A 25,973-nucleotide genomic window follows, 5' to 3' on the forward strand; every position below is an offset into this window, starting at 1 on the left:
GGTGTCCGCGGTGGCAGTTGCGCTGAGTGAGTGCTGGTTCGGGTTCAGCCCTCGGATGCCTCGCCGAGGTCTGCGAGCTCTTCTTCGGTCAGCGGCCGCGTCTTCGTGCCGTTGCCGAATTCGTCGAGGTAGATGATGTGTTTGACCATCTCGCCGGTCTCTTCGTCCTCGACTTCGATGATGTCGCCAGGTTGGGTCGCTGGCTGGTAGAAATCCTCATTGACTCCGGTCATCGTGACCACCTCCTGTTGGGCTTCTGACATTACGCCACTGTGATGTGACTCTCAAGCATTCCGTTCGGGGGTGGAGGTGCGGACGTCGAGACTCTCAGGCCGCGGTGCGTGCCTGTCGTTCCTCCTCGAGCCACAGGCACAGAGCGGCCTTGTTCGCAGCGAGTCCGTTGGGCGCCCAGAGCACCTTCCGCGAGTGACCTTCATCGTCGGTCATCTGAGCGACACCGAGGCCGGCCGCGGACTGGCGATCCGCCTCGGCGTCGGTGATGTCGAACTCGATGAAGACGTTGCTGTTCTGCTTGGCGCCGTGGATGTCGAGGATCTGCGACCACGGGATGAGCCCGGCCTTGGCGGTCTTCATCTCCACCCCGGCAGGAGTGACCGTCAGCGCCGGCCGGTCCGCGAAGAGCCGGCGGATCATCACGACGACGCCCCAGAGGAAGAAGACGACGGCGACCCAGCCGACGATGGCCCAGATCAGGCTCCCGCCCAATCCCATCGCCAGACCGACGAGGACGAAGATCACCGAGGCGACGAGAAGCAGGACCGTCTTCCCCTTGGAGAATCCGAAGGACACGGCATCGCCGTTGTTGAGCGTGGCCGCCCAGTTTTCGATGGATTGCTGCTGGGTGCTCATGCTGGGAGGTTCTCCTGAGATCACTGGGCGCCGGTTTCGGCTGAACGCCTCAGCCTAACGCGACCTCGCCCGCAGACTGATCCCGGTCTCGGAGGGCAGGACTCGGTAGTCTGGTGAGATGGAACGACTCAAGCTGCATACCGAGGGCGGTCGCAATCGCAACGTCGCCGAGGAGGCCCGCCCCGGAGAGGACGAGTTCCGCGTCGATATCGAACGGATCCGATTCTCCCCGTTCTTCTCCCGCCTGGCCTCGGTCACCCAGGTCATTCCGCAGGCCGGGTCCGGCACCGTCATCCACAACCGGTTGACGCATTCGCTCAAGGTCTCCGCGGTGGCCCGGTCGATCGCGATCACGTTGAACTATTCCGACGAACGCACGCGTGAACTCGTGGACCGCCTCGGCGGGTGTGATCCGGTGGTCGTGCAGGCGGCAGCGGCCGCCCACGATCTGGGGCATCCGCCGTTCGGCCACCTCGGCGAGAAGGAGCTCGACCGGGTGTCGCGGCAGGTGCTGCGCCTCGATGACGGATTCGAGGGCAACGCGCAGACGTTTCGGATCCTCACCGCGCTCGACAGCTGTGAGGCCACGGCGCGTGGGCTCAACCTCACGCGGGCAGTGCGGGCCGCGGTGCTGAAGTATCCGTGGGAGCGCGGGGAGTGGAGCGGTGATCAGGCGCCGTCGGCGGAGCGGATGCCGCGCGGTGTCGGCAACGAGGTGGGTGAGGGAGCGATGAAGTTCTCTGCCTATGTCACCGAGGTCGATGAGATGGCCGATGTGCTGTCGGTGTTCCCGGCGATCGGGCGCTATCAGCAGACGCTCGAATGCGCGGTCATGGATGTCGCCGACGATATCGCGTATGCGGTGCATGACCTCGACGATTTCTACCGGTCGAATGTGCTGCAGTACACGGCTGTGTCGGCCGAACTCGGGCGATGGCTGCGTGACTGCCGGGAGTTGGCTGCGCTCGACTCCGCGGAGTTGGATCGGCGTCGGCCCGGGCATGCGCTCGAGGCGATTCGGCGGCACATCGGGGAGAAGGATCCGTGGATCGCGTCGGAGGAGGCGTTCCGGGATTCGGTGGAGCGGGTCAATCGGGACCTGGTCGAAGGGCTGCTCGGGGTTCCCTATGACGGGGGACTGGAAGCGGATCGGGCGGTCACCGGGTTTACGAGGCGGTGGATCGACCGGCTGCAGGCGTCCATCGTCGTCGACCCGGAGCCGCATATCCGCAGCGGTCATGTGCGGCTGAGTCAGGAGGCTTGGCACGATGTGGTGGTGCTGAAGTTCGTGCATTCGCGGTTCGTGCTCGAACGGTCTGACCTGGCCGTGTATCAGCGTGGGCAGACGAGGATCATCGCGTCCCTGGTCGAGGGATTCCACGAGTGGCTGCTCGACCCGGATGAGGCGACGCGGATACCGCGCCGCCTCGTTGATTCCGTCGAGGCGGCCACGCAGGAGTATTCGGACCTGTATGCGCGCAATCCTGCGGCGCTGGGGGAGGAGGGCGCGGCGGCGGTCGTCCGCCGGGGCCGGGCGCGGGCGGTCGTGGACTATATCGCCTCGTTCACCGATGCGCAGGCGATGTCGGTCAACGCCCTGATCACCGGTGCTTCGGAAGAGCCGTGGGAGGCCGGACGCGGGTTGTAGGGTCTGCTGACTGAGCCCTGCTGGTGAATGACGAACGGCTTCGGTACGAAGTCGACGAGCACGCAAACGGCGGGGCCGGAGTTCTCACTCCGACCCCGCCGTTGTGGCGTCAGCTCAGTAACTGAGCTGGGTCACCCTCAGTGTTTGCCGGCGCGGTAGCGGCGGGTCGCCCACACCGCTGCGGCACCTCCGGCGAGGAGCAGTGCGGCGAATCCGACCATGGCCGGGATGCCATCGGCACCCGTCCGCGGCAGGTCTCCGCCATCGCTGCTGCCCGAGGCATTCGTGCTCGAACCGGCCGAGGCGTTGGCCGCGGATCCGGCGTTCGCTGCCGAAGCTGCATCCGACGACGCCGAGGAGTTCGCCGAGGCGGCCTTCTCGGAATCGTTCGAAGCGTTGGCTTCGTCGCCGTCAGTCGAGGCGCTGGCTGCGCCTCCGTCGGCCGAAGCATTCGCTTCGTCACCGTCGGCGGAAGCGCTGGCTTCTCCACCGTCTGCGGCAGCGTTAGCTGAAGCCTCAGATGAGGAATCAGCTGTCGAGGCGGCAGAGGCTGCAGCGCCGGCGTTCGCGTTGGCTGCGGCCGATGCCTGTGCGTTCGTCGAGTCCGAGTTGTCGGCGTTTGCGGCGGCGTTGGCTGCCTTCTGTGCGGAGGCGTTCGGATCCGAGGTCGCATCCGCCGAGGTCTCCGAGGAGGCCTCTTCGTTGGCAGCGGACTCGGCTGCTGCTTCGGCGTTCTCGTCAGCTGCTGCCGATGCCGTGTTGTTGGCATCGTTGTCGGCGGCTGCCTGGGCGGCTGCCTCTGCGACAGCATTGCCGTTGTCATCGGCGTTGGCCGAAGCCGAGGCCGAAGCAGCAGCGTTCACATTGGCATTCGCATCGGTTTCGTTTGCGGCATCTGGGTCCGCAGCTGCGCTTGCGTCAGACTCGGCTGCTGCCTCTGCGGACGCCTCGTTCGAGGAGTCAGCGGTGGAAGCGGCCTCAGAAGCGGCAGCGGAGTTGGCGTCCGAAGCCGTCGATGCCTCTGCGTTCGTGTCATCGGTGTTGTCGGCCTGTGCGGCGGCCTGTGATGCAGCCGTCGACGAAGCGTTCTCATCCGTCGTCGAATCAGCCGACGCCTCGGAGGATGCGTCCTCGGTCGCTGCGGACTCTGCCGCTGCTTCGGCGTTCTCGTCAGCTGCTGCCGATGCCGTGTTGTCGGCATCGTTGTCCGCAGCTGCCTCGGAGGCGGCCTGGGCGGCGGGATCGTTGTTTCCGTCCGCGTCGGCCGAAGCCGATGCCGAGGCCGCTGCGTTGGTGTTCGCATCGTCATCGCCCGGGGCCGGTGCGTCCGCGGTCGCACGGACCGAGGACGAGGCCAGGTTGATGTCAGCTACATCGCCCGGAGCCTGAGTGGTTGTCAAACCATTGAGCAGCTCAAGGCTGACAGCGTTCACGGTGAAGCCGGGGCCGTTGTCGCCCTTGACTTCGCTCTCCTGGGCGGGCTCCTTCTTGGTCGGCTGCTCATTGATCGTCACATCGGCGACGAGGTTGAGGTTCTCGAGGACTCCGTCCAAACCGGTGACAACGGGCTCGACGATTCCGTCCAGATTGTCAGAGAGATCAGTTCCGATTCCCTCAATGACGCCACCGAGAGTTGAGCTGAGAGCCTTGACCAGCTCATCAATCAGCGGATTTACGAGTTTGGCATTCAGTTCATCAAGATTGATCCCGAGGAATTTGAGGATGCTATCGAGGATTCCGCTGCTGTTCGTGGTCACCGTGACCGTGGGGTCGGAATCGGTGTCTGTTCCAGCCAGCTGACCGAGGGTGGTCTCCACCTTGATGTCAGCATTCGTGTTGAAAATGCTCGCCGACAGACCGGCCTTCAGGTTGAGCGTCACGGCAGTGTTGTTGACGACGTCGGTCACTCCATCGGTGACCTTAGTCGTCAGAGTTCCGAGAGCCTTGGTGATTGCCGCACTGATGTTGTTCAGCGTGGTGTCATCGAGCAACTGTGTGTTGGGATCGAGGCCGTTCAGTCCCTGGTCGCCTGCAGCGTTGGCCACATTGACCGTGACCTTGCCAGTGGACAGGTCGATCGACACGATTTCGTCTCCGTCGACAGCAGGGTCGCCATCTTCGAGTGGAGTCTTGAGGAGCTCAGCGCTGAGGTCTTCGAGCGCCTGGTCAAGGCCGTCCACGCCGATGTCACCAGAGGTGACATTGACGCCCAGGCCAGGAATACCCGCATCAAGGTCGAGGTTGCTCATGATCTTGCCAAGAGCGCCATCAGTTGCAACCGCAGAGTCCACGGTATCGCCGACCCCTACGAGCGCTGTATCGAGGTCCTCTGAGACGCCGCTGACGAGAGGGCTCGTCAGGTTGACCTTGGCATCGGCGAGAACGTATTCGGAGGTGACCCCCGCGCCTGCTGCCTCAGCAGTGGAGCCGAGGGCGCCAAGCTCGAGCGAGAGTTCGTCGACGATCTCGTCTGACAGTGGAGCAACGTCCAATTGATCAAGCAGGTCGGTCAGATTGACCTTGGCGTTGCCGTAGTCACCCGGATTGCCAGGGTCGAGGTTGAGCGCTCCGTCTTCTCCGACTGCTCCGGCGCTTGCCTTCGCCGAATTGTAGGCGGGGGCCTTGCCGTATGCATTGAGCGCACCGACTTCGCCGAGATCGAGCAGACCGACACCGCCGGGTCCACTGACCAGCGGCAGCGTGAGCCCCGGACCGAGATCGACCCGAAGCAGGTTGAGGGCCTCGATGTCCAGCGGAGTAGACGCTGCTGTGGTGCTTGCCGGCGAGCTGCTGTACGCAGACGCGACATCCGCGAGCTGTCCGCCGAGAAGATCGGACTGGATCAGCTGACCCCACGCTTCGGCGTCCTGCTGCGGTCCATTGTCGGGGCGACCCGCGGCCGCCGCCGGGGACACGGTCATTGCAGTCAGCGCCAGCGCCGAGGCGGCGGCGACTGTGCCCACCGCGATCTTCCGACTGGTTCCGGGCCGGCCTCTCAGTTTTCTCATGGTTCTCCACATCGTTCGGGTCCTGATCATTTCCAAGCACAGCCTGGACGGAAACGGGCAGTTTCCTGGCAGATCCCTCACAACATTACGAAGTAATGAAAAAGTAATCAGTGAATAACAAGAAAAGTTACCTCGTCGTTATAGTTACGCTCAGGTAGATCCAAGAGGCCGTTGCGGATATCAGGCGACGGCGGCATCGAGCGTGCCTTGACCAATAAACGACCAGGCGGCGGGCTTACAGACTCGAGAAGAATCTTACGGTTCAAAAAGTGCCACGGTCATAATCGAGTCATTGAGACAGCTCCTTATTGTCACGGTTTGAGACACACAGGTCTGCGCTCAAAGTCGGTCTGTGACCAATCGGTGACCCGCAAGGTCACGACTTCCGTGGTGTGGACGGGTCACGCCTGGCACTTTGCCAGCGTCTACAGTCGACTCAACCGGCAGGAACGATGGAGATCGACGAAGGAGTTGAGACATGGCGAAGACAACACGGTGGGCCGTCATCGGAGCAGGCATCATCGGAGCCGCGGTCGCCCGCGAGATCCTGGCCCGCCACGCCTCCGCCGACGTCACCCTCTTCGAGAAGGAAGACCGCCCGGCAGCCCACCAGACCGGCCATAACTCCGGAGTGGTCCATGCCGGTCTCTATTACGAACCCGGCAGCCTCAAGGCCACGCTGTGCCGCCGCGGCGTCGACCTCATCCGCGACTTCGCCCAGGAGCACGGAGTCGCCTATGACGAATGCGGCAAGGTCGTCGTCGCCACCGACGATGTCGAAGTCGATCGCCTCCACGCCATCCACGACCGCGCCCGAGCCAACGGCGTCCCCGACATCGCCCTGATCGAGCGCGATGGCCTGCGCGAAATCGAACCGAATGCCGAAGGCCTCGCAGCACTTCACTCACCCCATACCGCGATCATCGACTACTCCGGACTCACCGACGCCCTCGTTGCCGACTTCCGCGCCCACGGCGGCCGCGTGCGCTTCTCCACCCCGGTGAAGTCCGTCGATCACCGAGGCGGCCCCACCGCCCGTGACACTGCCATCGTCCGCACGCCGGTCGACGCCCAGGAATTCGACCACGTCATCGTCTGTGCCGGGCTCCAATCCGACCGCCTCGCCGCCCGCTCCGGACAGGCCCGCACACCGACCGTGGTGCCATTCTTCGGCCAATACTTCATCCTCGATGCCGCACACAGCGATGCCGTCAACGGACTCATCTACCCCGTACCTGACCCGAAGTATCCCTTCCTCGGCGTCCACGTGACCCGGCGCATCGACGGCGGACTGATGATCGGGCCCAACGCCTTCCTCTCTTTTTCCCGCGAAGGCTACCGGGGCCTCGGTCTCAACATCCCCGATTCCCTGGCTGTGGCCGCCGACCCTGGATTCTGGCGCTTCGCCGCCGGCAATATGGCCACCGCTGCCCGTGAGCTTCCGGGGGTGCTCTCCATCGAGAGATTCGTCGCCGAGGCGGCTCGCTACGTCCCCTCCCTCGCCGGAGCTGGCGGTCACCGCGCCACCCGCGGAATCCGCGCCCAGGCGATGAATCGGGACGGAACACTCGTCGATGATTTCGTCATCGATCGGGCGGGAGCCACTATGTTCGTCAGGAACGCGCCGTCCCCGGGAGCCACCTCGGCGCTGGCCATTGCCGAACACCTCGTCGGCATCATCGACGGCCGACGATGACGGTTCCGGGCGTCGACGACGAAAGGCCGCCTACCCGACCGTGAGGACGGGGAGGCGGCCCGAAGATCAGAGTGGCTGCTCAGCCGCAGCGACTCACTTGGGTGTGCGGGTCTCTGCGCTGATGAACCAGGCCTGCTGCTCGAGTTGAGCGATATAGCTGTGGAAGATGTCGGCGGTCGTCGGATCCGCCGAGTCGACCTCGTCATGGCAGTCGCGCATCGAGGCCACGGTGGCTTCGATCGACGCCACCATGTGGTCGATCGCATCATGGGTGCTGATCTCGCCGTTCGGAAACTCCGGCAACCCGGTCTGTTCGGCGATCACCGCGGGGCGACCGTCAGGTGAGGCGTGGAGGGCGCGCATACGCTCGGCGATCTCATCGCTGCCGGCACGAGCGACGTCTGTGACCTCGTCGAGGTTGAGGTGGAGGTCACGGAAGTTCGTGCCCACGATATTCCAATGCGCCTGCTTGGCGGTGAGGCTCAGGGCGATGAAGTCGACCAGAACCGTCTGGAGGTTCTTGGTCAGGGCGTCGGAGGCTATGAAGCCGTGTTCGGCGTTCTCGCGAGTGGTCTTCTCTGAGCCGTGGGGGTCGGGAACTGTCACTGACTGTGTCATGATTCTTGCTCCTATCTCTCCGGTCTCGCGTTGATCCGGAGTCTGTGGCCACCATAACGCCGCCCTGAGCGGGACGGAACCCCCGTCAGGTTGTACCGGTCTCGTCGTCCTGGGCGATGTAGACGCGGGAGCGCAGCCGTTGGGCGTGAGTGAGGTTCTTGAGGTCGATGTCGCTGTCGAAGCTCGAGCCGAGTGCGCCGGCGACGACGCCCATCGCCGCGCTCAGCCACGCGATGTCGAGGTAGTTCGTCAGGCGAGCGTCGGGTCGGTGGATCGTCTGCGCCATGAACTCGGGGTCGATGACGATGAGCCCACCGGCGAGGATGCCGATGACCAGCAAGGCATAGAGACCCGTCACACAGATGATGAGTGTGAGCACGGTGGACAGGTTGTAGTAGAAGACGACCTGAGCCAGGCGCTCATTGACAGGACGATCCCAGAGGCGATTGATCGTGATCAGCCAACCGACCATGACAGCGATGGCGATAGCTCCGATCGAGATGAGCCGGGCGGTTGAGAGGTGGTGTGACATCTGCCAGATGGAGCTGTAGAAGATGCCGAACGCCCCTGTGGCAGCGGCTGCGGCCATGGCGCGTGAAAGTCTGCGGGCCATCCGCAGCGGCTCATTGGCCATGGTCATGCCCACGACGAGGCGAGTTCCGCCGGTGAAGGTGTGAGCATGGAGGGTGCGGCGTCCCGTCTCGGATCGGCTCGACCACCGGCCCCAGCGGGGGAGACGGTGCGTCTTCGTCGGCAGATGCCCGTCGGGCAGGAGCTGATTGACGCAGCTCATATAGATCTTCAGCAGCCGGCGCTTCGTCGTCAGTGCGCCGAGGGTCGGGCAGGAGATCACGGCGATGTTGCGAGCCGGCAGCACCTCGGCGATAAGTGGTTTGCCCTGGGTGTGGCGCGGAATGTCCGTGAGCATGATGACGAGGTCCGCTGCGGGATAGCGGTCGACGATCGCATCGAGAGTCGACAGCTCCAGCCGATGGTCTGCCTGGACGCGGAGCGCCTCGGTGCAGACGTCGACGGTCACCTCCGACTCGAAATCCTGCCGGAGGAGTTCGGCGAACTCGTCCTTCAGCGCGGCCACTCGGCGGCTCGGGGGACCGGGATCGCAGATGAGGAGGATGTGCATTTTCCCACTGTGGCAGGGGCCGGCGGCCATGGCCAGGGCGGCGGCGAATTCCGACGCTTTCCCCACGGCACATTCAGGCCGGGTCGATGCCTGTGCGGCGAACACGTATTCTGATATCGAAGATGTTCTGATGTCGAAGGATCGACGGATGATCTGAAGTCGGTGAGACGAAGGAGGACGCGGCCAATGGCAGTTCTGGTGACCGGAGGGGCAGGCTACATCGGTTCGCATGTGGTGCGGCTGCTCACCGAACGCGGAGACGATGTGCTCGTCGTCGACGACTTCTCCACCGGCATCGACGCTCGCGTCGAAGACCTGCCTGTGGTCAACCTCGACCTGGCCGCCGCCGATGCCGAGGAACGCCTGGTGTCCGCGATCAAGGACCACGGCGTCGACTCGATCATCCATTTCGCCGCGAAGAAGCAGGTCGGCGAATCCGTCGAGGAACCGGTCATGTACTACCGGCAGAACATCGGTGCACTGACGAACATCCTCGCCGCCGTAGAGCGCTCAGGCATCGAATCGCTCGTCTTCTCCTCGTCGGCCGCCACCTACGGCATGCCCGATGTCGAGATGGTCGCCGAGGACCTCGACTGCCGCCCCATCAACCCCTACGGCCAGACGAAGCTCATCGGCGAGTGGATGATCGACAACCAGATCACAGCCTCCACCATGCGGGGAACCACGTTCAATGCCGTGAAGCTGCGCTACTTCAATGTCGCCGGTGCCGGCTGGCCGGAACTCGCTGACACGGCCGTCATGAACCTCATTCCGATCGTGCTCGGGCGGTTGAAGGACGGCAAGGCGCCGATCATCTTCGGCGACGACTACGCCACCCCGGATGGCACGTGCATCCGCGATTACGTCCACGTCAAGGACCTCGCCGAGGCTCATATCGCCGCCCTGGATTACATGAAGGCCGGCGGCACCACGGAGACCGTGTTCAACGTCGGCACCGGAACCGGCGCCTCGGTCAAGGAAGTCATCGACACCATCGCCGAGGTGACCGGCCGTGACATCATCCCTGAAATGGGCGAGCGTCGTGCGGGTGACCCGCCGGCGCTGGTCGCCGACGTCTCCCGGATCTCGGCCCTGCTGAGCTGGAAGGCGGAGTTCGGTCTCGAGGAGATCGTCCGCAGCGCCGTCGAGGCCGCGGGGATGTTGCCCGACCAGGAATGATGAACCAGCCGGACCCATCCGCAACAGCACTTCAGTGGGTCCGAGCACGCTCCGCGCCGGGGCGCGAGTTGCCGGCCGAGGCGCGTGTGGCACTGCATTTCCATCCCGGTGCTGATGCTTCGGGGGCCGGCGTCCTGGCGTCGATCCTCGACTGTGGGCAGTATGTGTCCCAATTCGTCACTGGCACGAGCAATGGGGGCCTGACCGCCGTTCCGGGTGGCGACCGATGGCATTGGGAGCAGCGGATATTCGGCGGAGCCTATGACCATGTGGACGTGCGGCAACGACCGGTCTATGGGGCACTTGACCTCGACGGCGACCCCTATGGGCCGGCACCGCGGTTCGGCTCGGCCTACCTGCGTCTTCGTCCGGAGGTTCTTGCGCGAGCGACGTTCGCCTACCCGGACAGCACCTTCGAGCCGGAGCTCTTCGGGGTTGCTGACCGGATGAGCCTCATCGCCGACTATCGTCGTGATGAGCGGGCGATCGACCAGGCTGCTGCTCAGGGGTGCGGGATCGTCCGCGACCGTCTCGATCACTACATCGAGGCTCATGTCCACGGTGGGGTGAGGGTGCCCGAAGATGTCGAAGTGCTGGTGATCGATCCCAGCTTCGACGATCATGCGGTGCTGGAGACGGCGGACCGCTGTGGTCTCGCCGTCGAGCCTCATCCGGGCTATGTCGCCGAGGTTGCCGAAATCGCCGCGCATCCGGACTATCGGGGCCAGGAGGTGGCGGATCTCGCGCACCGAGTCGCCGAGGTTATGGGGAATTCGGCGCAGCTGAGACCTATCGATATCGCACGCGCCCGCCGGGCGTGGGATCTCGACGGGCAGCAGATCAAGAAGGTCTGGCACTGCCTCGCGCGATTCGGACGGACCTGGTGAGACCACGCCTCACTTCGCGGACTTCATCTCGCTTTCGACGACCCATTTGTGGTTCGTCATCTCCATCTCATCGGTTGTGATGTCGACCATGTAGACGGTCTCGTCGGTCGCTGAGTCGATGGTCGCCTCGGCGCCCTTCATGCCGGGCATGTGGTCGGCATTGACGGTGGCCTTCGCCCCTTTCTTCAACGGTGCCGTTCCCGGGTCCTCGAGCTCCTCGTGGACGACCCATCTGTGGTCCTTGACCGGATCCCCGCCATCGGTCGGGGTGTAGCTGATCGAGTAGGTCGTCGTGTCGAAGGCACCGGAGACAGTTGCCTCAGCCCCCTTCATTCCCGGCATGTGATCAGCTGAGAGGACGACGGTGTCGCCGACGGAGAATTCGGGGTCGCTGGCCTTCGCAATTCCCTCCGGTGGCGCACCGCCATCGGCTGCGTGCCCTTCGTGGCCGCCCGGTTCGTGGTCGGCTCCGCTGCTGTTCATGTCTTCGTGATCGGATCCGCCGCCGTCATGGGAGGCAGTTTCGCTGGGAGTGTCGTCACCGCTGGTTCCCTGGGTGCCGTCGCTGCCGGTCGAACAGCCTGCCAGCGCCAGCCCGATCGCTGTGGCGACTGCCGTGAGGCGGACGGTCGGTGTGAGCTTCTTCAAAGGTGGTCTCCTGATTCTGTGAGACTGTCGCGTCTGGTTCGCACGGCGGAGGATGAGGGCCTTTCGAGCCACCCACCCGGTGGACCTGCCTTTACCACCGTATACCCCAGAAGGGTATGCTTGCCAAGATGGCATAAGTGCTCTGCACCCGTAGTGACGTGGGGAGATAGAAGAAGATGAAGCAATTCGCGTTGGGAGCGGCCGTGCCGACGGTCAGCAGAAGACGACGACCTTCGACAACGGATTCGTCGCGTTCTGGGTGCCGTCCGACATCAGCGGCACCATCCGAATCACCGCCGAGGGCAAGGCCGGTTCGACCGAATTCTCGACGAAGAGCGACGGACCCACCTGCGTGACCGACCTCCAACTGCAGTAAGCGCGAGAATAGGAGACCGGCCGCTTTCACTCACTCGACAGGAGAACTGTCATGCCCCACCACATCGTCATCGGAGCAGGGTTGGCCGGTGCCGCAGCCGCGTATTCCCTGACCGCGCGCGGCGAGGACGTCACCGTGCTCGAACGGCACACTCCGGCCAACGACCGGGGGAGCTCCCACGGTTCGGCCCGCATCTTCCGGTACGCCTACCCGGATCGTCTCTATACCGAACTCGTCCTGCGCGCCCGTGGACTATGGGACGGTCTCGAGGTGGAATCGGGAACCGAGCTGATCACCCGGACGGGAGCCGTCGACTTCGGCGATGCCCGGCATACGAGCCTGCTCGCCGAGATCTTCGACGAGGTCGGGGTCGAGCACGAGGTCCTCGACCCGGCACGGGCCGCTGAACGGTGGCCGCAGTTCGTCTTCGACACCGAGGTCCTGTGGCACCCCGATGCCGGCGTCATCGACGCCGAGACCACGGTGACCACCATGCTCGACCGTGCGGTGGACACCGGACGTGCCCGGATCCTCACAGATTGGACGGTCACCGAGGTGGCTCGACGGTCCGCGGGCGGCTTCCGTGTCGCCTCGGCGACGGGGGACGTCGTCGAAGGCGACCGCGTCATCGTCGCTGCCGGCGGATGGCTGCCCGACCTCCTCGGCGATCTGGGGCTTCCGGAAGGGTTCCTTGGTGCACTGCCGCGGTTCGAAGTGCGGCAGGAGCAGGCGTTCCACATGCCCTACCGCGACGCCGACGAGGATGGGCGGCCGAGCGCGCCCTGGCCGACGTTCATCCACAAGTCCGACGAGATGTTCACCTACGGACTGCCCGGCGGGCGCGATGCCGGTTTCGCGGGGCAGAAGTTCGCGCAGTTCAACGGTGGGAAGGTGATCGCTTCCGCGCTTGACCAGGACGGACAGATCACCGAGGAGATGCGGACCCGGATGATCGACTACGCGAAGCGGAATCTGCCGGGACTCATTCCGGAACCGTACGCGGAGGCCACGTGCCTGTTCACGAACACCCCGGACGAGGACTTCGTCATCGACGAGGTCGACGGTCTCGTCATCGTCTCCGCCTGTTCGGGGCACGGGGCGAAGTTCGCGCCGCTGCTCGGTGAGTTCGCAGCCGACCTCGCCACGGGTGCAGGCGGCGTGCCGGACCGGTTCCGGGTGGGGTGCACTATCCGTTGACGTGGCGATGTGGCAGAGCCTCGGCACGCTTCGGGCGACGCCGGTGACGGATCGCCTGCGAGCGCGGCCGGGTCAGCGGCGCTTTGAGGCGATGATGAGGTGTCGTGTCGAATGGGCGACGAAGGGCTCACCACGACGCATCCGCGCGTCGAGTTCGCGCAGCTGCGGCAGGTAGTCAGCGACCGCGAAATCGGGCACCCACCACGGGCACTTGCGCAGGATCCACACGATCGCGCCGACGTCGTAGAACTCCAAGCGACACCGTGCGGTGCGCAGGGTTTCGACCGTGAGCCCGGCCGCCTCGGCGGCATCTGATTCGGTCTGCGGATGCCGTGCTCGTCGATTCTCGGGCAGCGGGCCGAGGAAGAACTCGATGAGTTCGAAGGCGGAGGTCGGACCGACGTGCTGGGCGAGGTAGGTGCCGCCGGGGATGAGCACACGGGCGATCTCCGACCATGCGGGACTCACGGGATGTCGCGACGTGACGAGGTCGAAGCTGCCGTTGGCGAAGGTCAATCGGTGCGGGTCGGCCTCGACGACGTCGACCCCGCGTGGACCGAGCCGGTGACGGGCCACGGCGACGTTGGGGCGGTGCGACTCGGTCACCGCCATGCGCGGAGGCAGCACGGGCGCCTCGTCGATGACTTCACCGCCGCCTGTGTCAATGTCGAGGGCCGCGGTCGCCGTCGACAGCCGCCTGGCCAGCAACGTCGAGTACCGCCACGGAGGTCGCTCCTCGGTGGCGCGCCCATCGAGCCAGTCGAACCCCCAGCCGGTGACATCGGCGGACTGGGCCTCGGTGACGAGCTCGTCGAAAGTGCGCATACCGTCATCTTCGCGCACGCGACTCTCAGGCGTCGAGCCACTCAGTGACGTCGCCGAGGAAGTCGCTCGGTGCTTCGAGCGGGACGAGATGGCCGGAGTGCGGGAAACGCGTCACGTCAGGGCGGGCGGGGAGAGCCTCGGCGAGACGATCGGCCTGATCAGCAGGAATCCACGGATCGTCCTCGCCCCAGCCGATGCGGACCGGGCAGCGCACCTCGCCGAGGCGGTCGACGATGGGTGCAGTGTGTTCCGGCAGCAGTGCGGCGATCTGGCGGTAGAAAGCCGCCTGACCGGTGTCGGTGCACCACGGTGCGCTGAGTACGGCGAGCCATTCCGGGCTGAGATTCGAGACGCCGACGGCCGACGGTGTCGTTGGGTGATGAGGTCAACGGCGGGGGCCGCCTCGGCGAGGGAGTCGTCCGTCGGCTGTGCCGACGCGTCGGAGGGATCGGGGATCGACTCGCCGTAGCCGGGCATATCCCACAGGCGGACGCGAAAACGCCGGGCGATCTCGTGGGCGCGAGGCAGTGCTGTCGTGTCAGAGCGTGGGTATGAGTCTCTCCGAGATCCGGGCGATCCTGCATCGCGGTGAGGCGGGGCGTGCGGAGGTGATCGCTGCCAGGCTGTCGGCGATTCGTGCGCAGCGGACTTCACTGGACTCGGCGGAGAAGTTCCTCCTCCATGTTCGCGAATGTCGTCACGATCTCATGACCCGGTGTCCGGAGTGTTCAGAGTATGCGGGGTGAATGGGGAGCAGTGTGACGGGACGGGGCGCGAAACGCTCAGTGGGAATACCGCGATCTGCTCAACAGGAATACCGCGATTTGCTCAATAGGAATATCGCGATCTGCTCAATGGGATGGTAGATTCGGTCTATGCCGTACAGCAGACGAATCATTGACTCCGTTCTGGATGAGGTCTTTCCCCCTCTGTCGGCGGTCGCTCTCGAGGGTGCTAAGGGTGTGGGCAAGACGGCAACGGCGACACAGCGTGTGCAGTCTGTTCTGTCACTGAATCGGCCCGCCCAGCGAGAAGTCGTTGAGGCGAATTATGACCACATTATCGATATTCCTGCGCCGGTACTGATCGACGAATGGCAACTTGTGCCGGAGGTCTGGGATAGGGTTCGAACCGCCGTTGACGATGACTCTCGAGGCGGTCGATTCCTGCTTGCGGGATCGGCGGGCGTGGCACCGAACGCGCGAATCCATTCAGGAGCAGGGCGCATCGTCACAATGACTATGCGACCTCTGTCACTGGCAGAGCGAAAGATATGCGAACCCAGCGTTTCACTGTCGGGGCTTCTGCACGATGCAGAGCTTGCGATTGGTGGGCAATCGCCGATCCGGTTGTCGCAATACACCGAAGAGATTCTCGCTTCGGGCTTTCCGGGCATCAGACAGTTGTCGGCCAGAGCCCGCCGCCTTCAGCTCGACAGCTACGTTTCTCGGATCGTTGAAAAGGAACTGCCCGAGAACGGAATCGAGGTCAAACGACCCGACGCGCTGAGGTCGTGGTTGTCAGCCTACGGGGCCGCAACGTCGACCGATGCGAACTTCACACAGATTCTTGACGCGGCGACTGCAGGAGAAACAGACAAACCTGCGAGAAATACAGTCCAATCGTATCGAGAGCATCTGCAACGGCTCTTCATCCTCGACCCGCTGCCTGCATGGATCCCGGCATTCAATCCCCTCAAGCGGCTCACCAGAACCCCGAAACATCACCTTGTCGATCCAGCCATAGCCGCACGATTGAGCGGGGTCGGTCAAAGCGGCCTGCTCAATGGAGACGGCCAAAGAGTCGCAGCTACGACTGGCACATGGCTCGGAGCGCTGTTTGAATCGCTGGCGACTCAGAGTGTGCGGGTTTATGCGGAAGCAGCCGAAGCGCGCGTGGGACACTTGAGGACGAGGGACACCGATCGCGAAATCGACCTCATCGTCGAGGGTGAAGATCGACGCGTTGTGGCCATCGAGGTCAAACTTGCCGCAACAGTCGGCGACTCCGACGTGCGACATCTCAATTGGCTAGCAGAGAAGGTCGGGGATCGACTGGTCAACCGCGTGGTGATAACTACGGGTGAGACGGCCTACCGTCGTCCCGACGGAGTTGCGGTGATTCCGTTGGCGTTGCTCGGCCCTTGAGCGTGGATTGACCCTGAGGCGGTACACCGCGGAATGCTCAGTCGGGCACGTTGCGGAGGGCCGCCTCGGCGAGGGAGATGTTGCGGTGGGCGCAACTCAGTGCACATTGCGCGAATTCTCGGGTCGGTGATGGTCACAAAATCTCGCAGAACGGGCATGATGGCCTTATGACCACAGATATGGATATTGCGCTCAGCGCCGAGCTCGATCCCATCGTCGACATCGCCGCTGGGCTGGGTCTCGACGCGCAGGACATCATTCCCCACGGATGGACGAAGGCGAAGGTGCCCATCGACGTCCTCGACCAGGCGGCCGAGTCCGCCACGGACGGTCGACTCATCCTCGTCACAGCCATGAGCCCGACTCCGGCCGGCGAGGGCAAGACCACGACGAGCATCGGCCTGGCCGACGGACTCAACGAACTCGCCCGATCGAAGTCCGAGGTCGGACGGGCCGTGCTGGCACTCCGGGAGCCGAGCATGGGCCCGGTCTTCGGGATGAAGGGCGGCGCGGCCGGCGGCGGATACGCCCAAGTTGTGCCGATGGAGGACATCAATCTCCACTTCACCGGGGACTTCGCGGCCATCGCAGCGGCGAACAACCTCGCTGCGACGATGCTCGACAACCACATCCACTTCGGCAACGACCTCGACGTCGACCCGCGGCGCATCCACCTCCGCCGCGTCGTCGACCTCAACGACCGAGCGCTGCGTGGAGTCGTCGTCGGACTCGGGGGACTCAACGGGGGAGTGCCCCGCGAAGACGCCTTCGACATCGTCGTCGCCAGCGAGGTCATGGCCGTGTTCTGCCTGGCCACCTCGTTGTCCGACCTCAAGGAACGCCTGGGGAGGATCGTGCTCGCGCACAGCCGTGGGCGCGAGCCCATCACCGTGGCCGATATCGGGGCAGCCGGGGCCATGACCGCGCTGCTGCGCAACGCTCTGGCACCGAACCTCGTCCAGACCCTGGAGCACTCACCGGCATTCATCCACGGCGGACCGTTCGCCAACATCGCCCACGGCTGCAACAGCCTGCTCGCGACGAAGGCCGGGCTGGCGCTGGGCGACTGGACCATCACGGAGGCCGGGTTCGGTGCCGACCTCGGGGCCGAGAAGTTCCTCGACATCAAGTGCCGCACTGCCGGGATCTGGCCCTCGGCCGTGGTCGTCGTCGCGACCCTGCGGGCGCTGAAGTACCACGGGGGAGTCGACGTGGCCGACGTCAACTCTCCTGATGTGTCAGCGGTGCTCGACGGGATGAGCAACCTCGAACTGCACTGTCGGAACCTGCGCGAGATCTACGGGCTGACCCCGGTCGTGTGCTTCAACAGGTTCCCCACCGACACGGATGAGGAGATGGCCGCGGCGATCTCGCACCTGGACGGGTTGGGTGTTGCGGCCGTCGAGTCGACACATTGGGCCGATGGCGGCAAGGGAGCGCTCGCCCTGGCCGAAGCGGTTGTCGCGGCTGCGGGGGACGGAGGTTCCGGTGACGGCATGGGTTCCGGTACGGCCGGACCGGCCGTCGACGATGGTTCGGTCTTCGTCGCCGGCACCGCCTCCGGGGACGCCGAGGCCCCTGCCGTCGATCCCGCCTCGCGTGCGCGCTTCAGCTACGACCTCGATCTGCCGCTGGAGGACAAGATCCGCACCATCGCGCATCGGATCTACCAGGCGAAAGACGTCGACCTGCCGGCCAAGGTCAAGCGGAAGCTGCGTCAGTTCACCGATGAGGGCTACGGCGTTGCACCCGTGTGCATCGCGAAGACCCAGTACTCGCTGTCCACGGACGCGAGTCTGCGTGGGGCGCCGACCGACCACATCATCGAGGTCAAGGACGTGCGCCTCTCAGCCGGTGCCGGATTCGTCGTCGTCATCGCCGGTGACATCATGACGATGCCCGGCCTGCCGCGTGAACCTTCGGCACTGAAGATCGACGTCACGGAGGACGGAAACATCACCGGCCTCTTCTGACCACCAATTACTACCTGACGGCGGCCCAGCAACCTCGCGCGAGGTTGCTGGGCCGCCGTCAGGTAGTTCCGAGGCCTAGTCGGACTTCGTGACGCGGGCGAATACGGCGTCGAGGGCTGAGGCGAGGGCGGTGCGGTTGGCCTCGTTCATCCACTCCTGGTTGAGCATCTCGTTGAGTCCTCCCGGCGTCTCATGGGCGGCGACGAGGTCGTTGATGGGCTCGGTCGTCTCGGCGAGAGTGGTGCCGAGGCCGACGAACTGGCCGCGGATGAAATGATCGGCGTCGGCCTGGTCCCAGCCGCGGTCGACGAGCCATGTGGTGATCGTCTGCAAGAACGCGAAGTGCGCCGACATCGTCGCCGTCACTGCCGAAAGTGTGGAGAACATCGTCTCGTCCGCCGCGGTCACCGACCCGCCGAGGCGGCCCTGCAGCTCCTCGACCGCGTCATTGGCCGGGTACATGGCGGTGACTCCCTTGCGCTCGCGGACCGCGGGCAGAGGGATGATCCGCACGATCGTGGGCGAGTGCGGCAGGTGTGCGGCGAGGTGCTCCGTGGCAACGCCGGCGACAGCGCTGACCAGGGTCGTCTCGGCCGGAATATCGAGATCGCCCAGGACTGCCTCGGTCTGTTGCGGCAGCACCGCGAGGACGACGAGGTCGCTGCTGTCGACGACGTCCTGATTGCTCTCGCAGATAGTGGCGGACTCGATGGACTCGGCGAGGTGCTGTGCGCGCTCGGCATTGCGCGGAGAGAGGAAGAACTGGAGGTCAGACTTCGCCTCGCAATCGGCAAGACCCTCCACCATCGCCGAGGCGATCTCTCCGACTCCGATGAAACCGATGCGTGTCATGTTCTCCTCCTTGAGAGACTCACTCTGAGACGGCGGCAGGGTGTATTCTTCTCATCGCATTGTTTCATCGATTTTGTGTCATCGGTTCGTACGGTCAGAGCTGAGGTCTGAGTTCCGGACCGAGCGTCTGTGTGCTAAGGGTGCCAGCTGCCCTCTTCCCTGATCGCCGAGGTGATGCGCCGACTGGCTTTGCCGAGCGCACGAGCCTGGGCCGGGGTCAAGGAGCCGAAGACCACACGTCGCACGAGGTCAACGTGTCCGGGGGTGGCCGCCCGCATGGCTGTGCGACCGGCTTCTGTCAGACTCGCGATCGTCGTGCGACCGTCATCGGGGTCCGGGCATCGGGTCACCCAATCCTTGGCTTCGAGCCGGGCGACCGCCCGTGAGAGACGGGATAGGGTGCTGTTCGCAAAGCCGGCGAGTTCCTTCATCGCCAAGGTCTCTTCTTGCGCTCGAGAGAGTGCGAAGAGAATCCCGTACTCGAAATGGCTGATCTGCGAATCGCGTTGCATCTGCGCATCGAGTGCGGCCGGAAGCCACTCCAGCAAGGTCGCGATCGAGGACCACGTCTCGAGCTCGTCCGCAGTGAAAGCGGACGGATCAGAGTCTGAACGGTTTCGGTCTGCGGCACGAGTGTCGGCTCTGTCCATGCAGTGCAGTCTAGCTGATTACTTGCCTGAGAAACCCATTCGCTCTAGTGTTGACTTTCTTGGGCAAGTAAAATCTGAATGAGACACGACAAGGCAGGAAGCACATGGATCTTCAATTGGCGGGCAGAACCGTCTTCATCCCGGGCTCGACACAAGGAATCGGCTTCGCGATCGCCTCCCTGTGCGCGCACGAAGGGGCGACGGTCATTCTCAACGGCCGCAACAAGGACGGCGTCCACGCGGCGGTCGCGCGTCTGCGCGACGACGATCCGACCGCCTCGGTGAGGGGAATCGCAGCGGACTTCGCCGACGCCGGGAAGGTCGACGAACTGCTCGACCGCCTCGGCGATGTGGACGTGCTCATCAACAATGTCGGCCTCTTCGACGTGGCGACGTTCACCGAGATCGACGACGCGGAGTGGACGCGTTACTTCGAGATCAACCTGATGAGTGCCGTTCGCCTGTCACGGCGTCTGCTCCCGCAGATGCTCGAGAACGGGTGGGGCCGCATCATCTTCATCGGCACCGAATCGGCCGTCGACGTGCCCGGGGACATGATCCACTACGGCGCGACGAAGGCCGCGGCACTGGCGTTGAGCAACGGCCTGGCAAAACTTACCCGCGGAACCGAGGTGACCGTGAATACCGTGCTCGGCGGACCGACATATTCGGACGGAGTCGCCGCCACCGTCGAGCAGATCGCCGCCGCACAATCGATGTCCGCCGCCGATCTGCGGGACTCACTCGTCCGCGAATCCTCACTGTTGCAGCGTTTCATCGAACCCAGCGAGATCGCCAACCTCGTCGCTTTTCTGGCCAGTCCGCTGTCTGCGGCGACGAACGGCGCAGCCCTGCGCGCAGACGGAGGAGTGCTGCCGACCGTGGTGTGAGGGAGGCAGAAGCGGTCGGTCTCAAATCCAGCCTTCGCTGCGGGCGTTTCTCAGCGCTTCGGCGCGATTGCGGGCCCCGAGCTTGCCGATCGCGCTCGACAGGTAGTTGCGGACGGTGCTCGGAGACAGATGCAGAGCCTCGGCCGCGTCGACTATAGGGACACCGCCATCAGTCGCAAGGAGTACCTGGCTCTCTCGTTCCGTGAGCGGATTCTCCCCTGAACTCAGTGCCTGGGCCGCCAACAGCGGGTCGATGACCATCTCTCCCTGAGCGACTCGCCGGATCGACTCGGCGAGAGTCTCGACGGGATCGTCTTTGACGAGGAAGCCTTTCGCCCCGGCGTCCATCGCGCGCCTCAGATAGCCCGCTCGACCGAAGGTCGTGACGATGATGACCGCGGGCATCTCAGCACCCGTACCCTCAGTCGGCTTCGTAGGCTCACGGTCGTGAGAGGGCCTCAGCTCTTCGAGCGCCTCGAGCCCATTCATCCCCGGCAGCTCGATGTCGAGGAGAACCACATCCGGCTTGAGTCTGTGGACCAATTCGGAGACTTCGTCACCGCGTCCTGCCTCACCGACGACCGTGATGTCGTCTTCGAGGTCGAGCAGGCTGATAAGGGCCGAACGCATGAGAGTCTGGTCCTCGACGACGGCGATCCTGATCATTCCGGGTCTCCTGCACTCGGTGCATGAATGGTGAGGGTGAAACCACGCGGACCCGATCGGGTATGCACGTGACCGCCCAGACGTTCTGCCCTCTCTCGCACCCCGATCAGACCCGAGCCCACCGGATTCGTGCCCATCCCGAGCCCGTCGTCGGAGATCTCGAGTGCTGCGGCCGCCTCGTCGACGGTGACTCTCATCGTGCATCGGGACGCGTGGGCGTGGCGGAGAATATTCGTCGCCGCTTCTCGGACAGCCCAGGCGAAGAGCATGTCGGTGGGACCATCGAGACGCGGCAACGGAGTCGTCTCGACCTCGACCCCGGCGTCCTCAAGGGTCTCGATCGCGTGGGACAGCTCGTCGGCGAAACGCATCTGCCGGTACCCGGCGACCGCCTGTCTGACATCGGCCAGGGCCGTGCGTCCGATGTCTTCGATCTCCTGTGCATGCTTGATGGCGACAGCGGAATCACTCTCGGCGAAGCGACGAATGGCCTCGGCCTTGACCACGATCACCGAGAGGGTATGACCGAGGAGGTCATGAAGGTCTCTCGAGAACCGCTGGCGTTCCTCGACCACCGCGAGCCCGGCCAAGCGGCGGCGAGTGGCGCGCAGGTCGTCGATCGTACCCGTGAGACAGCGGATCAGATAGGTGCTGGCGCCGGCCATGACGGTGGCGAAGCCGAACTGCAGAGCGCTGCTGAGCGACATCGTCGCGAACCCTTCAGCGAAGGAACCGCTGACGGCCAGGCCCATCACGATCCCGAGTGCCGCGCGGAGGCGGATCGCTGTCGCGGCCGCGATGGCGAGCAGCGGATAGAGGAAGCCTTGGCCTCCGGGAGACACGATGAACTGGATGACGACGAGCGCCATGAGCCCGATCGCGCAGAGTTCTCCCACACGCTGCGGCAGGCCGCGGTGGGCGACGAGGATCGTGACGACATAGAGGGCCGCGATCGCCAGATGGATCGCCAGCGTCACGGCCTTGCCGTCGAGAACAGCTGTCAGAATCGGGGACAGCATGAGGACCGGCAGCCAGATCATCGCGAACCCCGGCCCGCGTGTTCGGGCGACCCACCGTGTGACTTCGTCGTCGCAGTCGGTCGAAATGGATTGCTTCGTCATTGTCGCCTCCGGTTCGTACATTACTCGGACAGCGCCGTCGACGGATCTGAATCCGAGGCCGCGGCGCCGTGGTCGAAGACGCTGCCCGGGCTGCTCGGGACGACGCGCCGCATGCCGAGGACCATCGTGACACCGACGACCAGATGCATCAGCTCCAGTGCGACCAAGGCTGCGCCCGTGGCTCCTGACAGCAGCGGACCGGCCATCGACAGGTCGAGGACGACGCAGGCGGTGATGGTCCACATGACCGCTCCGCCGCGGAAGCGCCTCATGATGCTGTAGGACAGGCCGGCTGCACACCCGCTGCCCAGGGACACGAGCGCGACAGCCGCAGGAGAGACTGTCAAACCGCCGGCAACCAGCGCGACGCCCGCAACCGGAACGGCGATCACCCACACCGCCAGTGCCGCAAAGACCGCGGTAAGAGTCACAGCGGCAACGCGGGCCGCAGTGTTGTGAAGGGGAGCCGAGTGCCGCCCTGGTGGCGGTTGCTGGGCTGTGGCCCGAGCGGATGCAGCTGCGGGCTCTGGTGCTGATTCCTGTGCTGCGTCCTGTTTGTTGCGACGGTTCATCACGGCCGCCTCCTCGCTTGAAGTGTCGTTGCTCTCTGACACCGTCGACGCTACTGAGTCCGGAGGTGGCGCTGTAGGGAGCACGATCCCGACTGCGAAGTGACAAATGTCCTCGAACCCCCTCCCCAAACAACCCGACGGCGGCTCAGCAACCTCGCGCGAGGTTGCTGAGCCGCCGTCGGGTAGTAATTGGGGTCAGAAGCTGGGGAGGACGGAGCCGTCGGCCCACTTCTTCTCGATGAACTTCTTCACCTCGGGGGAGTGGAGCAGCTCGTCGAGCTTCTTGATGTTCTCGTCGTCCTTGTTCTCCGTGCGCACGGCGAGGAAGTTGCCGTACGGGTTGTCTTCGGCCTTCTCCAGCAGGATGCCGTCCTTGGCCGGGCTCAGTCCGGCCTCCAGAGCGTTGTTGCCGTTGATCACCGAAGCGTCGACGTCTTCGAGGGTGCGAGCCAGCTGCGCGGCGTCGGCCTCGACGAACTTCACGTTCTTCGGGTTGTCCTCGACGTCGGAGAGCTTCGCGTCGACCGCGTCCACTCCGTCCTTGAGGGTGATGACCTTTGCCTCTTCGAGCATCTTCAGCGCACGGCCCTGGTTGGCGGGGTCGTTGTTGATGCCGATCTTCGCGCCCTTGGGCAGGTCCTTCACGTCCTTGATGTTCTTCGAGAACAGTGCGAAGGGTTCGAGGTTGATCGGCTCGAAGCCGGTGATCTCGTAGCCCTGGCCCTCGATCTCGGAGTCGAGGTACGGCTTGTGCTGGAAGTAGTTTGCGTCGATGTCGCCGTCGTTGAGCGCCTTGTTCGGCAGCGTGTAGTCCGTGTACTCGGTGACCTCGATGTCGAGGCCGGCATCCTCGGCGAGGTTCTCATCCACGTAGCGCAGGATGTCGCCCTGCGGCACCGGGGTCGCGCCTACAGTGAGCTTCGTGACGTCGCCGTCCTTCTCGCCGACGGAATCCGTGCCGCCGCCGACGAGCCCGCAGCCCGAGAGCAGCAGAATCGCGCCGGCCGCGATCGCAATGAGCTTGGTCTTCATGGTTCTCCTCGATGTGTGTTGTGTGCTGTGCAAAGGGGTGGGCAGTGGTGGCCGTCAAGTGGGTTCAGATAGCCGGATTCGTCGCCGATTCGGACAATCTGTCCCCACTTAACTCAGAGATCCGCCGTCGCGACGGCGGCGCCGCTGGGCTGGACGTGATCGCCCTCGCCGAGGCGGTTCAGCGGTGGTCGACCGCGCGGGCCAGCCGGTCGCCGATGAACTGGATGATCGTGACGATGAGGACGAGGACGATGATGCAGGCGATCATCGTGTCCGCCTGATACCGGTTGTAGCCGTAGGAGATCGCCAGCGCGCCGAGGCCGCCGCCGCCCACTGCTCCGGCCATCGCCGTGTAGGAGACCAGGGTCACCGAGGTGACGGTGGCGGCACCGATGAGACCGGGCAGCGCTTCGGGCACGTAGACCTGACGGGTGACCTGGCCGTTCGAGGCGCCCATCATCAGTGCGGCTTCGATCTTGCCTTCGGAGACCTCGCGCAGGGAGTTCTCGACCAGTCGGGCGTAGAAGGGGATCGCCCCGATCGTCAATGAGACCACGGTCGCCTGCCAGCCCAGCGCCGAGCCGACGACGAAGCGGGCGAAGGGGATGAGGGCGATGATGAGGATGATGAAGGGGATCGAGCGAGTGACGTCGACGATGAAGGACAGCACCCGGTAGACGACCGGGTTCGAGTTCAGCCCGCCCTTCGACGCGGTGAACAGCCAGATGCCCAAAGGCAGTCCGAAGAGCACGGCGAGTCCGGTCGACCAAGCCGTCATGAGCAGGGTCTCGATGGTGGCCGGCCACATCTGATCGGTGATCGCCGGATTGTCGAACCAGGTGGGATCGTTCATCAGGCGGCCTCCTCCGCGTAGATTCCATCGGCTTTCAGGGCGGTGATGAGCCCCTTCGCCCGTTCGGCCGAGTCCACGGAGAAGCGCAGTCGGCCGACCTGGCGGCCCTCGATCGTCTCCACGGCTCCCGCGAGGATCGCCTCGGCGCTCGCGCCGGCGTTCCGCGCGGCGGTGAGCACCGTGGGCAGATCGGTGCCCGCCAGGGACACCTCGACGAGGCGGCTCGCCCCGTCGTCGATGCTGACCGGGGGCAGGGGGACGAGATCCTTGGCCAACACCGATCCGGGCTCGGCGATGACCTCGGCGAGTTTCCCGGTCCTGGCCACGCGGCCGTCGGCGAGCAGCGTCACGGAGTCGCAGATCTCGCGGATGACGGACATCTCGTGGGTGATGATGAGGACGGTGATGCCCAGACGGTCGCGCAGGGAGCGGATGAGACCGAGGATCTGGTCCGTCGTCGTCGAATCCAGCGCCGAGGTGGGCTCGTCGCACAGCAGCACCTTCGGTTCGGCGGCAAGGGCCCGGGCGATGCCGACGCGCTGCTTCTGCCCGCCCGAGAGCTGAGCGGGATAGCTGTCGACGCGGTCGCCGAGGCCGACGAATTCGAGGAGCTCCCGGGCCTTGGCCAGGCGTTCGGCCTTCGGCACTCCGGCGATCCTGAGCGGGTGGGCGACGTTCTTCAGCGCCGTGCTCGAGTCGAGGAGATTGACGTGCTGGAAGACCATGCCGATGCTGCGGCGGGCCTCACGCAGACCGGAACCGGACTGGTTCGTGAGGTCGACGCCGGCTATCGACACGGTGCCGGAGGTGGGGCTCTCGAGTCCGGTCAGGCAGCGGATGAGCGTGGACTTGCCGGCCCCGGAGCGGCCGACGATGCCGTGGATCTCACCGGCAGGGACCGAGAGGTCGATCTCCTCCAGGGCGACGGTCTCTCCGAACACCTTCCGCAGTGCGCGCAGTTCGATCACAGGCGCCTCCTCGTGTGGTTGACGAATGCCGCGCACGGTGGTGGACGGCAGAAGAATGGGGATGGGTCGGTCTACGGTCCAGTAGGGCCGACGATTCAGGATGACAAGGAATCGCATTCTCCTCACAGGCAGATGTCATAAAAGGACGCATTGGCG

26 protein-coding genes are annotated in these 25,973 nt (G+C 64.7%); 10 read left to right on the plus strand and 16 right to left on the minus strand.

The window, feature by feature from the left end; genetic code table 11:
* Nucleotides 1-44 precede the first annotated feature (44 nt).
* Together GUY37_RS04530 and GUY37_RS04535 are read right to left on the minus strand one after the other, a co-directional pair.
* Nucleotides 45-263, minus strand: coding sequence for a hypothetical protein (locus GUY37_RS04530; RefSeq protein WP_228278360.1), 219 nt, complete (start codon nucleotides 261-263; stop codon nucleotides 45-47).
* A gap of 64 nt (nucleotides 264-327) precedes the next feature.
* On the minus strand, nucleotides 328-870 hold the full coding sequence (locus GUY37_RS04535) for an STM3941 family protein (RefSeq protein WP_166822742.1): 543 nt from the start codon (nucleotides 868-870) through the stop codon (nucleotides 328-330).
* Nucleotides 871-988: 118 nt separating this feature from the next.
* Between GUY37_RS04535 and GUY37_RS04540 the strand changes: the two genes are divergently transcribed.
* The gene (locus GUY37_RS04540) at nucleotides 989-2,518 is read left to right on the plus strand and encodes a deoxyguanosinetriphosphate triphosphohydrolase family protein (protein ID WP_166822745.1); all 1,530 of its coding nucleotides are present in this window, start codon (nucleotides 989-991) and stop codon (nucleotides 2,516-2,518) included.
* 137 nt (nucleotides 2,519-2,655) lie between these two features.
* On the opposite strand, the gene GUY37_RS04545 is transcribed toward GUY37_RS04540, so the two are convergent.
* The gene (locus GUY37_RS04545; protein ID WP_166822748.1) at nucleotides 2,656-5,526 is read right to left on the minus strand and encodes a choice-of-anchor G family protein; all 2,871 of its coding nucleotides are present in this window, start codon (nucleotides 5,524-5,526) and stop codon (nucleotides 2,656-2,658) included.
* A 478-nt stretch (nucleotides 5,527-6,004) separates the two neighbouring features.
* Between GUY37_RS04545 and lhgO the strand changes: the two genes are divergently transcribed.
* Complete coding sequence (gene lhgO / locus GUY37_RS04550) at nucleotides 6,005-7,222, plus strand: L-2-hydroxyglutarate oxidase (protein ID WP_166822751.1); 1,218 nt, start codon at nucleotides 6,005-6,007, stop codon at nucleotides 7,220-7,222.
* Between the two features lie 93 nt (nucleotides 7,223-7,315).
* On the opposite strand, the gene GUY37_RS04555 is transcribed toward lhgO, so the two are convergent.
* Together GUY37_RS04555 and GUY37_RS04560 are read right to left on the minus strand one after the other, a co-directional pair.
* Nucleotides 7,316-7,840: a Dps family protein gene (locus GUY37_RS04555; RefSeq protein WP_152347420.1), complete on the minus strand. Its 525-nt coding sequence runs from the start codon at nucleotides 7,838-7,840 to the stop codon at nucleotides 7,316-7,318.
* Nucleotides 7,841-7,925: 85 nt separating this feature from the next.
* On the minus strand, nucleotides 7,926-9,047 hold the full coding sequence (locus tag GUY37_RS04560; protein WP_228278361.1) for a hypothetical protein: 1,122 nt from the start codon (nucleotides 9,045-9,047) through the stop codon (nucleotides 7,926-7,928).
* 120 nt (nucleotides 9,048-9,167) lie between these two features.
* Between GUY37_RS04560 and galE the strand changes: the two genes are divergently transcribed.
* Nucleotides 9,168-10,160 (plus strand): UDP-glucose 4-epimerase GalE, encoded by a 993-nt coding sequence (gene galE, locus GUY37_RS04565; RefSeq protein ID WP_166822754.1) that lies wholly within the window; start codon nucleotides 9,168-9,170, stop codon nucleotides 10,158-10,160.
* 86 nt (nucleotides 10,161-10,246) lie between these two features.
* Entirely contained in the window at nucleotides 10,247-11,047 is an 801-nt protein-coding gene (locus GUY37_RS04570) for a DUF3626 domain-containing protein (RefSeq protein WP_266096659.1), read from the plus strand.
* A gap of 9 nt (nucleotides 11,048-11,056) precedes the next feature.
* On the opposite strand, the gene GUY37_RS04575 is transcribed toward GUY37_RS04570, so the two are convergent.
* Entirely contained in the window at nucleotides 11,057-11,695 is a 639-nt protein-coding gene (locus tag GUY37_RS04575; RefSeq protein WP_228278362.1) for a YdhK family protein, read from the minus strand.
* Nucleotides 11,696-11,879: 184 nt separating this feature from the next.
* Here GUY37_RS04575 and GUY37_RS18985 point away from each other — a divergent pair, with 184 nt between their 5' ends.
* Both GUY37_RS18985 and GUY37_RS04580 read left to right on the plus strand, forming a co-directional pair.
* Nucleotides 11,880-12,071, plus strand: a complete 192-nt coding sequence (locus GUY37_RS18985) for a CueP family metal-binding protein (RefSeq protein WP_228278459.1) — start codon at nucleotides 11,880-11,882, stop codon at nucleotides 12,069-12,071.
* Between the two features lie 51 nt (nucleotides 12,072-12,122).
* A complete protein-coding gene (locus tag GUY37_RS04580) occupies nucleotides 12,123-13,268 on the plus strand; it encodes an FAD-dependent oxidoreductase (protein ID WP_166822763.1) in 1,146 nt (381 codons plus the stop codon).
* Nucleotides 13,269-13,340: 72 nt separating this feature from the next.
* Here the strand turns inward: GUY37_RS04580 and GUY37_RS04585 are convergent, their stop codons facing one another.
* Both GUY37_RS04585 and GUY37_RS04590 read right to left on the minus strand, forming a co-directional pair.
* On the minus strand, nucleotides 13,341-14,093 hold the full coding sequence (locus GUY37_RS04585; RefSeq protein ID WP_166822766.1) for a class I SAM-dependent methyltransferase: 753 nt from the start codon (nucleotides 14,091-14,093) through the stop codon (nucleotides 13,341-13,343).
* 25 nt (nucleotides 14,094-14,118) lie between these two features.
* Nucleotides 14,119-14,307 (minus strand): alpha/beta fold hydrolase, encoded by a 189-nt coding sequence (locus GUY37_RS04590; protein ID WP_166822769.1) that lies wholly within the window; start codon nucleotides 14,305-14,307, stop codon nucleotides 14,119-14,121.
* A gap of 313 nt (nucleotides 14,308-14,620) precedes the next feature.
* Between GUY37_RS04590 and GUY37_RS19475 the strand changes: the two genes are divergently transcribed.
* The 3 genes from GUY37_RS19475 (at nucleotide 14,621) to GUY37_RS04605 (ending at nucleotide 18,213) form a co-directional block, all read left to right on the plus strand.
* On the plus strand, nucleotides 14,621-14,839 hold the full coding sequence (locus GUY37_RS19475) for a MerR family DNA-binding protein (RefSeq protein ID WP_407645389.1): 219 nt from the start codon (nucleotides 14,621-14,623) through the stop codon (nucleotides 14,837-14,839).
* Between the two features lie 129 nt (nucleotides 14,840-14,968).
* Nucleotides 14,969-16,240: an ATP-binding protein gene (locus tag GUY37_RS04600; protein WP_166822775.1), complete on the plus strand. Its 1,272-nt coding sequence runs from the start codon at nucleotides 14,969-14,971 to the stop codon at nucleotides 16,238-16,240.
* 167 nt (nucleotides 16,241-16,407) lie between these two features.
* Nucleotides 16,408-18,213: a formate--tetrahydrofolate ligase gene (locus GUY37_RS04605; protein ID WP_166822778.1), complete on the plus strand. Its 1,806-nt coding sequence runs from the start codon at nucleotides 16,408-16,410 to the stop codon at nucleotides 18,211-18,213.
* Nucleotides 18,214-18,288: 75 nt separating this feature from the next.
* Here the strand turns inward: GUY37_RS04605 and GUY37_RS04610 are convergent, their stop codons facing one another.
* Nucleotides 18,289-19,065 carry an NAD(P)-binding domain-containing protein gene (locus GUY37_RS04610; RefSeq protein ID WP_166822781.1) on the minus strand — a complete coding sequence of 259 codons (777 nt, stop codon included), beginning with the start codon at nucleotides 19,063-19,065 and terminating at the stop codon, nucleotides 18,289-18,291.
* A 134-nt stretch (nucleotides 19,066-19,199) separates the two neighbouring features.
* Nucleotides 19,200-19,715, minus strand: coding sequence for a MarR family winged helix-turn-helix transcriptional regulator (locus tag GUY37_RS04615; RefSeq protein WP_166822784.1), 516 nt, complete (start codon nucleotides 19,713-19,715; stop codon nucleotides 19,200-19,202).
* Nucleotides 19,716-19,819: 104 nt separating this feature from the next.
* Here GUY37_RS04615 and GUY37_RS04620 point away from each other — a divergent pair, with 104 nt between their 5' ends.
* A complete protein-coding gene (locus GUY37_RS04620) occupies nucleotides 19,820-20,605 on the plus strand; it encodes an SDR family NAD(P)-dependent oxidoreductase (protein WP_166822787.1) in 786 nt (261 codons plus the stop codon).
* Nucleotides 20,606-20,626: 21 nt separating this feature from the next.
* Here GUY37_RS04620 and GUY37_RS04625 read toward each other — a convergent pair whose 3' ends face one another.
* The 6 genes from GUY37_RS04625 to GUY37_RS04650 form a co-directional block, all read right to left on the minus strand.
* Nucleotides 20,627-21,271, minus strand: coding sequence for a response regulator transcription factor (locus GUY37_RS04625; protein WP_166822790.1), 645 nt, complete (start codon nucleotides 21,269-21,271; stop codon nucleotides 20,627-20,629).
* Nucleotides 21,268-22,392 (minus strand): sensor histidine kinase, encoded by a 1,125-nt coding sequence (locus GUY37_RS04630; RefSeq protein ID WP_166822793.1) that lies wholly within the window; start codon nucleotides 22,390-22,392, stop codon nucleotides 21,268-21,270. The genes GUY37_RS04625 and GUY37_RS04630 overlap by 4 nt, the downstream gene beginning before the upstream one ends.
* Nucleotides 22,393-22,412: 20 nt before the next feature.
* The gene (locus tag GUY37_RS04635) at nucleotides 22,413-22,964 is read right to left on the minus strand and encodes a DUF6069 family protein (protein ID WP_228278363.1); all 552 of its coding nucleotides are present in this window, start codon (nucleotides 22,962-22,964) and stop codon (nucleotides 22,413-22,415) included.
* Between the two features lie 195 nt (nucleotides 22,965-23,159).
* The gene (locus tag GUY37_RS04640; RefSeq protein ID WP_166822799.1) at nucleotides 23,160-23,996 is read right to left on the minus strand and encodes a MetQ/NlpA family ABC transporter substrate-binding protein; all 837 of its coding nucleotides are present in this window, start codon (nucleotides 23,994-23,996) and stop codon (nucleotides 23,160-23,162) included.
* 178 nt (nucleotides 23,997-24,174) lie between these two features.
* Nucleotides 24,175-24,849 carry a methionine ABC transporter permease gene (locus GUY37_RS04645; RefSeq protein WP_166822802.1) on the minus strand — a complete coding sequence of 225 codons (675 nt, stop codon included), beginning with the start codon at nucleotides 24,847-24,849 and terminating at the stop codon, nucleotides 24,175-24,177.
* Entirely contained in the window at nucleotides 24,849-25,817 is a 969-nt protein-coding gene (locus tag GUY37_RS04650) for a methionine ABC transporter ATP-binding protein (protein WP_166822805.1), read from the minus strand. Before GUY37_RS04650 ends, GUY37_RS04645 begins: the two co-directional genes overlap by 1 nt.
* Nucleotides 25,818-25,973: the final 156 nt, after the last annotated feature.

The sequence above is a fragment of the Brevibacterium limosum genome, from assembly GCF_011617705.1.
GTDB classification, from domain to species: Bacteria; Actinomycetota; Actinomycetes; order Actinomycetales; family Brevibacteriaceae; genus Brevibacterium; species Brevibacterium limosum.

Coding starts and splice junctions, on each gene's coding strand:
- GUY37_RS04530 (WP_228278360.1), bottom strand. CDS start 263: ATGTCAGAAGCCCAACAGGAGGTGGTCACGATGACCGGAGTCAATGAG.
- GUY37_RS04535 (WP_166822742.1), bottom strand. CDS start 870: ATGAGCACCCAGCAGCAATCCATCGAAAACTGGGCGGCCACGCTCAAC.
- GUY37_RS04540 (WP_166822745.1), top strand. CDS start 989: ATGGAACGACTCAAGCTGCATACCGAGGGCGGTCGCAATCGCAACGTC.
- GUY37_RS04545 (WP_166822748.1), bottom strand. CDS start 5,526: ATGAGAAAACTGAGAGGCCGGCCCGGAACCAGTCGGAAGATCGCGGTG.
- lhgO (WP_166822751.1), top strand. CDS start 6,005: ATGGCGAAGACAACACGGTGGGCCGTCATCGGAGCAGGCATCATCGGA.
- GUY37_RS04555 (WP_152347420.1), bottom strand. CDS start 7,840: ATGACACAGTCAGTGACAGTTCCCGACCCCCACGGCTCAGAGAAGACC.
- galE (WP_166822754.1), top strand. CDS start 9,168: ATGGCAGTTCTGGTGACCGGAGGGGCAGGCTACATCGGTTCGCATGTG.
- GUY37_RS04580 (WP_166822763.1), top strand. CDS start 12,123: ATGCCCCACCACATCGTCATCGGAGCAGGGTTGGCCGGTGCCGCAGCC.
- GUY37_RS04585 (WP_166822766.1), bottom strand. CDS start 14,093: ATGCGCACTTTCGACGAGCTCGTCACCGAGGCCCAGTCCGCCGATGTC.
- GUY37_RS04600 (WP_166822775.1), top strand. CDS start 14,969: ATGCCGTACAGCAGACGAATCATTGACTCCGTTCTGGATGAGGTCTTT.
- GUY37_RS04605 (WP_166822778.1), top strand. CDS start 16,408: ATGACCACAGATATGGATATTGCGCTCAGCGCCGAGCTCGATCCCATC.
- GUY37_RS04610 (WP_166822781.1), bottom strand. CDS start 19,065: ATGACACGCATCGGTTTCATCGGAGTCGGAGAGATCGCCTCGGCGATG.
- GUY37_RS04615 (WP_166822784.1), bottom strand. CDS start 19,715: ATGGACAGAGCCGACACTCGTGCCGCAGACCGAAACCGTTCAGACTCT.
- GUY37_RS04620 (WP_166822787.1), top strand. CDS start 19,820: ATGGATCTTCAATTGGCGGGCAGAACCGTCTTCATCCCGGGCTCGACA.
- GUY37_RS04625 (WP_166822790.1), bottom strand. CDS start 21,271: ATGATCAGGATCGCCGTCGTCGAGGACCAGACTCTCATGCGTTCGGCC.
- GUY37_RS04630 (WP_166822793.1), bottom strand. CDS start 22,392: ATGACGAAGCAATCCATTTCGACCGACTGCGACGACGAAGTCACACGG.
- GUY37_RS04635 (WP_228278363.1), bottom strand. CDS start 22,964: ATGAACCGTCGCAACAAACAGGACGCAGCACAGGAATCAGCACCAGAG.
- GUY37_RS04640 (WP_166822799.1), bottom strand. CDS start 23,996: ATGAAGACCAAGCTCATTGCGATCGCGGCCGGCGCGATTCTGCTGCTC.
- GUY37_RS04645 (WP_166822802.1), bottom strand. CDS start 24,849: ATGAACGATCCCACCTGGTTCGACAATCCGGCGATCACCGATCAGATG.